This is a genomic window from Pedobacter sp. BG31 (assembly GCF_042464845.1).
Classification (GTDB): domain Bacteria; phylum Bacteroidota; class Bacteroidia; order Sphingobacteriales; family Sphingobacteriaceae; genus Pedobacter; species Pedobacter suwonensis.
Genome location: NZ_JBHNZK010000003.1, coordinates 1 through 12814, shown reverse-complemented (window position 1 = coordinate 12814; position 12814 = coordinate 1). Strand labels below are relative to the sequence as shown.

Here is a 12814-nt window from a genome sequence, read left to right as displayed (position 1 = left end):
AATTTGTCATTCTGAACAAAGTGAAGAATCTTTAACACAAAATATTAGCATTGGTCGGTTAGACACCGGCCAATAGAAATTCTTAAATTATTCCTTAGCTGTCATTCTGAACGCAGTGAAGAATCTTTAACGTAAAAAGGCGTGACGTTTCGTTTTTGGAAAGCAGGTGCATTGCCTTTCGGTTCCGGCAGTCCTTCTTTTCGCTTCTATCTTTTTGCTAGACATACCTCTATAATAAAAAACCGCTGCAACAAAAAGGATAGCCGCTGCAAAAAGGTTTATTAACAATGGTCTGTACAGGAAACAAAACAACGTTTCATACTTTGTTGGTTTGTTCTTATCACTAACCGCGTTTTTAGCCCCGGGCGAAGCGGCATCCCTGAAGCGCAGCGAAAGGATATAGCAAAGCACGGGAACAATCTTTAATCGTCGCGAATGGCCCTGCGCTCCAAAAAATGTATGATTTAGTCTTTGGTCGGTGAGACACCGGCTAACAGAAAAATTTAAATGAAGGTCCTTCGACAGGCTACCATTGACGTTATTTTGTAATCACCTGTTAATGAGCATAATGCGGCATCATGCATTTCCGTATAGCTAGGCCATAGCACCGTATCACCGTTCTACTTAAAACCGGCCTAATAAATTTTTCGGACTGCACTGTTCTAGCCATAGCACTGGCTTTGAAAGAAAAATTTTCAGCCGGCATTTTTTGTTACTTTTTGATGCCAAAAAGTAAGAGCCCTTCGGCGGCGGTGAGCCGAGGCAAGAATTGTGCGAAGGAAAAAACGTCAATCATATTGATTTTTATACCATAAATTACCCCTCAGGATGACAGTTTTCAGTTAATTTAATACAGGCTATCTCACATGCTTTAAAACAAACTCAACAATTGTTTTCTTTGGAACCACAACTGTAGTCGTGCGGCTGAACCTGGCAATATTGATTCCGTAAAAATGACCTTCCCAATCAAAAACAGGCGATCCACAATTGCTGGCTTGAATAGCGGCATCATGGGTAAAAATAGCATTAAAACCGTCTCTCCGCTCTGATTTCCCTCCTTCAAATTTGTCTGCCGGGTGATTGGAAAGGGATTGTCCCCTTCCGTCAAGCTTGAATGTTTTGCTCATTTTACCAGATGCATGCTCCCATTCGAAGGTAATTTCATCACCTGCCCAATATTTTAAGATTTCGGGCGCAAATTCATTCGCTTTTCTAATCATTTTTCCATTAATGCTGATGAGTTCATCGCCAACTTTTATCCCTGCTCTTTCTGCCGGGCTACCTTCTTTAATTAAGGAAAACTGTACAGGACTAGAATTGTATACCACCATGGCGCCTAAATAAGGCTGACTATTTATTTTTGGTAAGTTAAACAGCCTACTACCTAAAACACTGCGCATTACCTTGCCAGCGGGTGTCATACTATAAAGCAGTTTACCCATTTCTATTTTAAGGGTATCTGCATTGGCAAGATTCAAATCAATTCCTCCGTTTATATGCTGTTCAAGCGCAAATAAGACCAAATCATTTTCCTGATCTTTTCCAATGACCTGAATGGGAATTTTGGTTCCATTCATCTCAAATTTTGCCTCTTCTCCAGCCATCGTATTTTTACTCAGCAAAAACTGTTTTTTAATGCCGCCCGCTGTTTTAACATTTAACAAACAGGCATCAATTTGCTGCTGTTGTCCCTTAAGTATGCTTGTAATTAGGAAACAGGCATTTATAAGTTTCGGAATACCAAAATCAGGATGTAAGGCTTTTTGTCTACTTTCTTTCTGCAGTTGCGGAAACAAAGAATCGACTTCAACAAAATTCGTTTCTTCAGGAAAAGAAGTGTAAAGCGTTTCGCTTTTCAGGGCTGTCCAATAACGGCGATAGAGATCAACAGGAATTTCGAAATTCATATCTTCTGAAACATCAATGGCGCTGTGCAGCCCGATTACGCGGCCATGATAATCAAACAAAGGTCCGCCGGAATCGCCAGGTTCCATTCTACAGGTTGAGCGGATAAAACCATATTCATTTTTCACTTCTGCAACATGGCCCAATCTTAAGGTTGGCAGGGTTTGGTTCAGACTTTCGGGATAAGAAATACTGATACAAGGCTCATCTTTTAGCAAACTGGCCGAATAGCCCATCTCTGCAAACGGATATGCGCCCTTATCGGTAATTTTCATCATGCCAACATCGGGAATACCCGGGGTTTCTTTATTTTCTATTTTCCCTAGCGCCACAGCAATACATTCGCGTCCATCTGGAAAAAAAACCTTATAATTTTTACCCGGTAAAATGGTATGGGCAGCCGTCAGGATGTAACCGTCTGCGCTTACTACCACGCCACTAAACTGTGCACTTGTTCTTTGGTTCTGCTGTACATCAAAACCCCACATCCGCACGCTGGCCGGGTATGCTTTTTTAACTGCCCGGGTAATGGTACACTGAAATTTCGCTACCTGCTTCTTTTGGGCAGTAACGTTTAGGCTAAACAGCAACCCGAAGGTTGCTGTTATGGTCCTTATATAGTTATTCATTATTTTTATGATTTTGGGCGGTGGCTTAGTTGAAAATTTCCGCAAGCTTTTTGTTTAACGGTTCGCCACGAAGACCATTTCCGATAATCTTGCCCTGTGCATCTACCAGAAAACTGGCAGGCACCGCACGCACTCCATACAAACGGCCCACTTCGTTGTTCCAGCCTTTCAGGTCAGAGACGTGGATCCAGTCTAAACCGTCTTTTTCTATCGCTTCCAGCCAATTCTCTTTCACGTGATCCAATGAAACCGAAATAATCTCAAAGCCCTTATCTTTATAAGTTTGATATTGTTTCACCAGGTTCGGATTTTCTGCCCTGCATGGACTGCACCAGCTCGCCCAGAATTCAACCAATACCACTTTTCCTTTAAAACTGGCCAACGAAACGGGCTTGCCAACCACATTGTTCTGGGTAAAAAGAGGTGCTGGATTTCCGATAGCAGTGATGCCACTTGCGGCAATGCGCTGTGCCAATTCTTTACCCATATCAGTTTCCCGGTATTCTTTGTTTAATGCATTAAAAATCGGTTGAACCTTGGCCACATCTACCTTGCTTCCTGCTGCTTCTGAGAGTGCCACCAACGCGAAATAGGACGTTGGATGTTCTTTAGCAAATTGAAACTGTTTGTCGGTTCTGTTCTGAATATTTTTTCTGAAACGCAGATCTACCGCTTTCATATAGGCGGTATCTTTTTGCTGCTCGGGCGTTCCTCTATTAAAATCGATATTAACCGCTTTGGTAAGCGCCATAATGGTACCGCCAATGGCTTTATTATAGGCATCGTATTCCTGGTATACCTTTGAACCCGTAAAAACAGCATTATCTAAAGAATCTTTTGAACTAATGGTAACCTGCTCTTTACCAAAGTAAAAGTAAATCACATCACCCGTATAAACGGCCTTGTTTTTACCCGCACCAGTATGATCGAGCGCCATGCGGGCATAGGCATTACCGGAAATATGTCCGGAAAATTTGAAACTTCCGTTAACCAGCGCCACAGAATCTTCATGACTGACACCATTATCCATGTAATCGATATAGGCTTTTGCCGGTGCACCGAGCGTTCCTATTTTGCCGGTTAAACTAAAGTTTGGCGTTTGCGCCCAACTCAAAGCTGGGCATAAAAGCGCTAATAAAACTATTTTTATATTTTTCATTTGTATTTTTTTATGATTATAAATTCTATTAACTGTATAATTAATTGTAATTCAACCGAATTGGTCACGTTGAGTCTAGCTTGTAGCTTGACGAAGTATAGAAACGCCTTGTAATACATTTCCTTCGGCAAGATAACATTGACAGAATCCAATAGAATAGCCGTCATTTCCGGACCAGAGCAACGCGAAGTGCGTGGAGAGATCTTTGGAACAAATTATTGAATCAGATTTAAAAGATTTCTCCGTTACGCTACCGATGAAAAACCGGTGAGCTTCAGTCGAAATGACGATACTATTCATTTAACTTTTTCTGTCACTCATATTGATTTTTATAAAATAAATTATTAAGGGTGACCATTCTATATTTATGAGACATCCTCCAGCACAAAGATTATTTTCTAATTGCGATATCTACAGGAGCGCCTGGAATACCTTCAATTTTTTTAATCAATGCTCCGTTCATTCCTGTTGCGATATTCAAAAAAGTAACGCTTTCTTCTGTTCCTACCATTAAGCTTTCTTCATCTTCGCTAAGTTTTAACATCGAAATTGTTTTTCCGGTAAAACTGGTTACCAGCTCCCTCAACTCTTCGTTTACAGGATTATAACGATAAACTTTACTGCCACTGGCCATGTAGATAACGCCATTTTTGGCGCCACTCCATTTGGTGTTTTCATTAATCAGGTCCTGGCGTACAAATAAGCGCTTATGTTGCGGGGTAAAGGTAAATGGCCCATTAAACTGGACGTTAAACTTGAGTTCATAGATTTTACCATCTGTTCCTTTACAATAAGCAAAACAATCAGCATTGTTAAGTTGCTCCAAATGAACCAGGTCCATCCCCACATTCAACGGATCAAAAACACTGGTAGTTACTGAATATTGGGTACCAAAATACACAGGGGCGCCATACAGATTAATCCGCACAAACTGTTTTCTGTTACGGTCAAATCCGATAAAATATGTAGCAGACTGCGTGAAACTCATTACAAAAGACGGGGCCAGTTCATAATCACCATCAGCTGGTAAACCGAACATGCCGTAAGTGGCTGCCTGATCCCAGGTACTGGTGGTGCCGCCATAAAATTTGCCGTTAACAACACCCATCATTACCCCTTGCGGATGCGAGATCAGTGAACCCACTTCCAAACCATCTGGTGGCGTAAAGAAATTATCCTTTAACGTATTTGGATATTTAGGATCCTCCTGCATGGTATTGGGTTCCAGCCTGATGCCGCCGTTTTTGGTAATGATCCAATAGCCCAGCAAAGTACCACCCGTAAATGTATTCCTTAACAGGAACAAATTGGTAGGGTTTGGTGGCAAATCTTTCCCCTGCATGGCACGGTACAAACGCGCCTGTACACCACCATCTGGCTTTACAAACGAAAACTGAGTGATTCCATTTTCAATGCTTAATACGGTTGTGCCTTTGGCAAATTCAGTTCCCCCGTCAATGTAAAATTTATGGAAATACTTCATGCCGTTTGCTTTGTTGTAAACCGTAAGGCGGGCAGGATACCTTTTGGCCTGCAAACCGAAAATGATCCTTAACGCAGGGCCGGTATATAAAATATCATTCCCCTCAATTACGCTAATTCTCCATTGAAGCTCTACATTTGCTGCATCAACACCTGCTATTTTGGGTTTGATGATTAAACTGTCGCCAACATTAGCGGTGTAAACAGAATCAAGATTGGCTACTTCAGGCGCTATCGGCATATCGATATCGTAATTGCCCAGGTCTTTATGACATGCGGCCAAAGAAAGTATACCAATGATAAGGATGACTAATTTTTTAATGTTCATGTTCGTCGAATTAAATAACCTCATTACCATTTTCATCTATAAAATAATATTTACCGTTCTGCATGTTTTTTCTTAAAAGCGTTTTTTTAGCCGGATTGCTTTTATTGTAGAAGTAATAGCTATTGGTATCGCCTGGGGTCACTTCTTCAATAATATAACCTTTGGTGGCATTTTTAGCCACCCAGTTAAATGGATTGTTTAACATGGTGGTCAATAAACCGATATAATACAGGTTTTTCGGGGCATCAAGTCCATCGGTAGTAAGAAAAGTCTGCGCCGTTACCAGAATAAACAATTCGTGTTTGGTTCTTGAGTAAGGGGGTAACGGCCAGGTATCCCACCAGCCTGGTTTTTCCAATTTGGATGAGAATACTACTTTGGCCCTGATTAAGTAAGGGTTTTCGATACCCAGATCCGGCGTTCCGGTTAGTTTGATCAGTATTGAAACCGATCTGTTTTCCAGTTGCCGGTCTTTATTATAAATCACCACCGGAATATAACCTGTTCCTTTATTCGGAAGAATAGAATATTGTGGTTTCAAAGCCTCATAATGTAAGCCCGGCGTAGCGGTAGAAGAATCGGCCTCTACGCGCGCACTGAATTTGCGATCTGCATTGGTTCTGATGCCAGATAGGCGTACCGGCAGCCATACGGTATCCTGCGCCAGTGTAGGGTTATAGGCAAATGTTCTTACGATGCTGTCTTTATCTCCGTTGTAAATATCGAAGTACACATTTGCGCTATGATCGAAACGCATTTCTTCTGCTTTCTTGCAGGAAGCCAGACAAATGATTGCGAATATTAATATGTATATTTTCATAATTTTCGATTAATAAAAATTCAAATTGTTTTACCTTCCTCCATAAACCACCTCATCGTTAGGGAGAGGAAGTACAAAAATGTTATCGGAAGCCGGAATGATTACCCCGGTCTGGCCAACAATACCTCTATTTAGCCTTTTATACATGTAAAACAACTGGCCTTCTGCCAACCATTCCTTACGTGCATCTTTAAGCAGCTCTTTTAATAGGTCTTCTTCACTATTGATGGATAAGGGATCACCAATCTGTCTTGCTTCGCGAACCTGCTTAAGGTAATTTACAGCTTCGGTTGGATTACCTGCATATGAACATTCGGCAGCGATATAATACATCTCACTAAGCCTGATGGCAGGAGCCATTAAATAATGTAGGTTTGCATTTGCTTCAGCGCTTAGCGGATTTCGACGGTATTTAACAATATCATAAGATCGTGATGATTGGTTCGAGGTAGCAGACAACCAATATTTATAACGAGAGTCGCTTGCGCCAGCGGTAGCCTTTTCATAAATATAATCCGCGGCATCTTCAATCAGGTAAAAGCCCCTTGTACCACTTTGAAACCAATTATCTTTGATTTCTTTTGCAGCGCCCGGTATATACCATCCAAAAACAAGTTCCTTGTAAAGAATCCGGTCTTTTTTGGAATCTTCGAATGCCTCAAAATCACTCTTTGCCGTCCAGGGGAATTTTTTGGAGTCAATTACTTCTTTTGCATTCTGTAAGGCTTTAGCTTTATCATTTTTATAAAGATATACCCGGGCAAGCGTACCACATACGGCAAAATAATTTAAACGATGCCTTCTGTTCTGTAAAAACAGACTTGGGTTGCGCTCTTCCGTATTTTTGAGTGTATCCGTAACTAAAGGATAGTTTACAATATATCCGGCACTGCGGATCGGATCGGCCGTTAACAATTGTTTAGCCTGCTCCAGATCTTTAATAATGAAATCAATCGTTTCTGATACAGTTGAAACTGGCGTAATCTCTTTGGTATATTTATTTGCATACGGAATGCCTTTAGCGGTGGGATTTCTAAGGTAAGAAGGAGCAAAAAGACGTAATAAGTCGAAGTGCAGATAAGCCCTTAATGCAAGCGCCTCTCCTTTTACAATGGCATAATTACTGCCGCTAAAAATGTTCTTTTTTCCATCCACATTTTCCAGAATCAGGTTACAGTTTACAATTGCATTGTATAAACCAGCCCAAATTTTGTCCTTCCTTTTAATAAATTCGCCATGTTTATAGTTGTACAGCGAGGTTTGCCTGTAATCCTGACCATCGTCACGCATCGAAAAATTTTGTGCCAGTACTTCGGTTGTACCAAAGGTAAGTTCCTTGCCATACAGATCTGATTCTGTACTGCGGTTGTATACGCCGTTTATGGCTTCCATAAAACCACTTTCGGTACTGAATAAAATGGGTGCCGCGATTTCTGATTCCGGCTCAACTTCCAGCCATTTTTTGCAGGAACTCGCTAATCCTGCTATTACGATGAGGCAGATCAACAATCTAATCTTCATATTTTTATATTTTAAATCCGTTAATTAATATCGCTTAGAAAGCTGCTCTGATAGAGAAGGTTAAACTCCTGGTAAATGGATAGTTAATCCCTCTTTCTTCCTTTACCGATGACCAACGCAGTACATCATTTGCGGTTACCTGGAACATCAGGCTCGACATCGACAGTTTGGATGCGATTTTTTTATTCATATCATAAGAAAGGTTAACTGACTGCAGGTTGATCAGGTTATCAGGTTGTATGAATCTTGAGCTCACATCTGTTTCGCCGTTATCTGCTATGTTCTTATAAAAAGATAAGTCGCCGGGTTGCTTCCATTTTTCTTCAAACACCCTTTTATCTACATTATATCTTGGGTCCGCATTTTCAACCCGTTCAACCAGGGTGAGGTTATATTTATCGCCTCCGAAAAACGTTTGAAACTGTACATACAGGCTGAACCTTTTATAATTAACGGTACCGCCAAAGTAGCCGCTTACTTTCGGGTTAGGATCGCCAATTACCACATAATCTCTTTTATCATAATCGTACGTCAGCGTACCATCTTTTTTGATGTATAATTCCCGTCCATTCTCCGGATCAATGCCTAATGAGCGTACCCCATAAATGGCATTAAATGGCTGCCCTTCACTAAACCGAAGCAATGGAATCCCCCGGTAACCTCCGTCACCCGGCTTTAATGATTGCAGTTCATCTGCCCTGTCGTTGTATTTCTTTAAAGCATTTGAGATTCTGACCACCTTATTCTTATTGGTAACCATATTGGCATTCAGGTTTACCGACCACTCTTTGCTTCTTACCGCCTCAACGTTTATACCCAACTCAGCGCCTTTGTTCTCCATGTCGCCAAGGTTTTCTTTATACGACAAAAACCCTGTTGACGGTGGCAATGTAATATCGGCCAGAATATCTTTGGTAAACTTTTTATATATCCTAGGCAAAATCATTACGCGGTCTTTAAACAGCCCAATGTCAACACCGATATCCGTCATCCTGGTTTTTTGCCAGCCCAGATTTTCATTACCATAACTGTTTACATTGGCACCTATACCTGACGAATACCAGTTTCCGGTGTTATACTTATAGATGGTTTTGGATAAATAAGGATCAAATTCTACCGAACCGGTTAGCCCTGTAGATGCCTTTATCCTCAGCTGGCTGATTACTGGGTTATTCTTCAGAAATTCTTCCTGATGTACGTTCCAGCCTAATCCGAACGACCAGAACGGAGCGAGTTTATTGTTTACACCAAATTTTGACGAACCATCAATACGAACGGTCCCGTCCATCAGATAGCGGTTTTTGTAGGAGTAGTTTACCGAAAAAAATGAACCGAATAAACGGGCCTTTTCGAGCCTGCTTTGCGGTTTTCCATCTTCAGCATAACCTTTGGCAAAGCCAATGCTGGTAAAACGATCGTTGGCAAAGCCTACAGCCGTGAATTCTTTCTGATCGCGCAATTCGGTACGGGCATTCACACCCACCAGAGCATTAAAATAATTTCCACCGATCTGTTTTAACCAGGTTAACCTGATGTTACTGTCCCAATAAGTTTCTTTCATTTCCCTGTTGGTATACTCCCCTTTTTCATCAATTTTATCGGTGGTATACAGGTAATATTTATTGGCTTGCGGCGAGGTGAAGATATCATCAGAATTAGCTCGTGTAGTTACACTCATCTGCGCCCTTAACCTCAGGTCTTTTGCCACTTCTAAATCGGCAGAAAGGTTATCAATAATTTCGGTGTATTTGGATTTATTGAAACTGCTCAAATTGGCATCAAATAAAGGATTAAAAACATATTCTTTTGATCGATCTTGTTTTTCATACACGTCCGAAATCCTCATCGCCATGCCATTCGCATCTTTCAACGGATAATATGGGTTCATTCTTACATAATTGGAAAAATCGCCATATGGAGATTCGGTAGCGCCTACCTGTGTGATGGATAATTCATTTCTGAACTGAAGTTTTTTCACATTGTATTGAAAACTCATTCCACCCGAATACTGATCTCTTTCAGAGCCTTTCATGGCTCCGGGCCTGTTTTGGTAGCGAAGGTTTACATTGTAACGAAATGCCTGCGAACCGCCATCAAGATTTACAGCATGTTTATGACCTATAGTATTGCGCAGCGGTTGTGACAACCAGTAACTATTTACCCCGCCAACAACATTGGCTTTTTTATGGTAATAAATTTCATCCAGCTGATCTTGAGGCACCTGTTGTTTAGAAGAGCTATATAATCCGGCCAAAACTTCGTAATCCAGTTTTTCAGCAGCATTTAAAACCTGGTAATCGGTCAGATCTGCCGCAGTAAGATTCAGTTCGTAGTTATATTCTACACGCAGTTTACCTTCCAGTGGCGTTTTAGTGGTAATTACAATTACACCATTGGCCGCGCGCGAACCATAAATTGCCGTTGCAGCCGCGTCTTTTAAGGAGGTGACCGATGCAATCCGGTTCACGTCGAGATCAAATACTTTTTGCACGCTCACTTCATAGCCGTCCAGCATAAAAACCGGCATGTTCGCCGTTCCAAGAATATCATCTCTTCGCAGCACCTGCCCGTCACCGCTGGGCAGCGCAGAAGCTCCCCTCACATTGATTGAAGGAATCCGGTTGGGGTTTGAGCCTGCGAGGTTATTGTCAATCAGCTTAAAGGATGGATCGAATGTGCCGATGCTTTGCAGCAAATTCTGTGGATTTACCCGTCTCAGCTGTTCTCCGGATATGGTTACTGCATTACCGGTGTAGTTATCCTTTTTAATGGTTTGATAACCGGTAACCACCACATCGTTCATCTGGGTCATCTTCGAAGTAAGCTTAACGTTTAACGTTTTAGTACCTGAAACCTTGGTTTCAAATAACTCATAGCCTACATAACTGAAAACCAAAATGCTTCCATCATCAACATTGACTTTGAATTCACCTTTTTCATTCGTGATACCTACACTGGCACCGTTTTTAACCGAAACATTAACGCCGTGAAGGGTTTCGCCAGTAGCCTTATCAGCAACCACACCCCTTACCTCGATTTTTACTGCTACCCGCGTTGCAACAACCGGTAAATTTTCTTTCGGACTGATTACGATGGTTTTGTTAACGATGTTAAAGCTCAGATTTTGATCTTTTAGAGAAGCGTTCAGTGCATCGGTGAGTGATGTGTTATTAAACTCAACCGTGACCTCAGGTTTATCCTGCAGCAATTGCCCCTTATAAAAGAAAAAATAGCCTGTTTGCTTTTTGATCTCTTTAAAAACCTGTTTAAGCGAGGTTTTTCTTCGAGAGAGCGTTACTGTTTGCGAATAGGTGGCTGCCGACAAATGTAAGGCACCTGCCAATAGTAAGATTGTAGTCAATTTCATGACCAATAAAATTTTAGTCTTTACCCTCCGCATGTCGCACACGGGGTTGTAAAGGGTAGTTAATTTCATACCTTTGTTATGAATGAGGTTAAAAAATAGCAGCTGGGTTTCGAAGCAAGCTGCTTGTCCAAATTTCTACCGGAAGCGTTGCCGCGCTTTCGGTTTTTTTGTTAAGGTATTCCGTTTAAATTTCTGGTAGTTTTTCCATCATAAAGTTTAGTTAGTTTGTGAATTGGTTGGTTGATTTTTGTGGCTGTTTAAAGAAAAGCCATTCTTATTTAATCTCCTGTTATGGTTAGCACCTTGCCTCTAGCATCAATATGAACGTGGTTAAGTTCCAATATTTGAAAAACCTCCGCAAGGTTGCTGTTTCTTGGTATTTCTCCTACGTATTTTTCCGATGTAATTTTGCCCTGATAAACTACATCTATATCATACCAACGTGAAATCTGGCGCATAATGCTCTGCAGATCGTCGTTATCGAAAGCGAAAACATTATTTTTCCAGGCCATTTCTTTATCTATATCTACCTGCTCATTAAGCGATAACCTGGCACTGGTTGCATTTAATAGCGATTGCTCGCCCGGGTGTAGATTTACCGAACCCGATGGTGTACTCACTTTTACGGCGCCTTCTAACAGCGTAGTTTTTACAACAGTTTCATCTCTATAGGCGTTGATATTAAAATGCGTACCTAGAACTTCAACCGTTTGTGCCGCTGTTTTTACCCTGAAAGGACGTGCACGATCCTTTGAAACCTCGAAATAGGCTTCGCCATTTAACTCCACCAGTCTTTCATTTTTTGCAAAAGCATACGGATATTTTAATGTTGTGGCTGCGTTCAACCAAACTTTCGTTCCGTCAGGAAGATTTACCTGATATGTTCCTCCACGTGGTGTAGCAATGGTATTTGATCCGGTTACCGTTGCATTCGGGATTTCTTTAATGATGTATTCGAGCTGACCGTTTTTTGCTTTCCTGATCACAATGCCACTCTGATCCGCAATCTGACCGTTTTTAGCATCATCCAGGTTAACAACAGTTCCATCTGCCAGCGTAAGCACCGCTTTGTTTCCACCCGGAAGTATATTTTTCAATTCGGTTTTTCCTGTTAAAGGAGCAGCATTATGCCGCGTAACAAAGTATAACCCAACGCTAAAGCATAAAATGATGCTTGCAGCGACTGCAACCCATTTAACCGTAACCAATTTTAATGATTTTCGGCCACGGTTTAAGCGGTTCCAAACTTCCTTTTTGCTTGCTGCTATAAGGGAATGCTGGGGTACATTTTTTTCAAATGGTAATTGTTGATACCAATCTTCCACAACAGCCATCTCCTCCGGCGTACAATTACCTGAAATGTACTTATCTAAAAGCTTTCTAGCATTTTTTTCCATTGAAAAAGATTTGTTTGGTCTGATTAATGTATATACGGCGAAGGTATAGGCCTGGGGGTATCAGTAAATTATTTTTTTTTATATAAAGTCTAATATATTTTTACAAATAAATAAAAAAATGTAACTTGCTTACATGAGCAAGAACGCATTAACAATAAAGAACTACACGTCAGAAGAACTTAGGTCCTTGTTGCGGAAAGACGAAA

General features: G+C 41.1%; 7 protein-coding genes. All 7 read right to left on the bottom strand.

What is annotated here, in order from left to right; translation table 11 throughout:
- Window positions 1-857 precede the first annotated feature (857 nt).
- The 7 genes from ACFE6N_RS05220 to ACFE6N_RS05190 all read right to left on the bottom strand — a co-directional run bounded on the left by ACFE6N_RS05220 (window position 858) and on the right by ACFE6N_RS05190 (window position 12608).
- The gene (locus ACFE6N_RS05220) at window positions 858-2534 is read right to left on the bottom strand and encodes a trypsin-like peptidase domain-containing protein (protein WP_378934498.1); all 1677 of its coding nucleotides are present in this window, start codon (window positions 2532-2534) and stop codon (window positions 858-860) included.
- Window positions 2535-2559: 25 nt separating this feature from the next.
- Window positions 2560-3693 carry a redoxin domain-containing protein gene (locus ACFE6N_RS05215; protein WP_378934496.1) on the bottom strand — a complete coding sequence of 378 codons (1134 nt, stop codon included), beginning with the start codon at window positions 3691-3693 and terminating at the stop codon, window positions 2560-2562.
- Between the two features lie 391 nt (window positions 3694-4084).
- On the bottom strand, window positions 4085-5503 hold the full coding sequence (locus ACFE6N_RS05210; protein ID WP_378934494.1) for a PKD-like family lipoprotein: 1419 nt from the start codon (window positions 5501-5503) through the stop codon (window positions 4085-4087).
- A 10-nt stretch (window positions 5504-5513) separates the two neighbouring features.
- Complete coding sequence (locus tag ACFE6N_RS05205; protein WP_378934492.1) at window positions 5514-6323, bottom strand: DUF4843 domain-containing protein; 810 nt, start codon at window positions 6321-6323, stop codon at window positions 5514-5516.
- 30 nt (window positions 6324-6353) lie between these two features.
- Window positions 6354-7844, bottom strand: coding sequence for a RagB/SusD family nutrient uptake outer membrane protein (locus ACFE6N_RS05200; RefSeq protein WP_378934490.1), 1491 nt, complete (start codon window positions 7842-7844; stop codon window positions 6354-6356).
- A 34-nt stretch (window positions 7845-7878) separates the two neighbouring features.
- On the bottom strand, window positions 7879-11211 hold the full coding sequence (locus ACFE6N_RS05195; protein ID WP_378934488.1) for a SusC/RagA family TonB-linked outer membrane protein: 3333 nt from the start codon (window positions 11209-11211) through the stop codon (window positions 7879-7881).
- Window positions 11212-11489: 278 nt separating this feature from the next.
- Window positions 11490-12608 carry a FecR family protein gene (locus ACFE6N_RS05190; protein ID WP_378934486.1) on the bottom strand — a complete coding sequence of 373 codons (1119 nt, stop codon included), beginning with the start codon at window positions 12606-12608 and terminating at the stop codon, window positions 11490-11492.
- Between the last annotated feature and the right edge of the window lie 206 nt (window positions 12609-12814).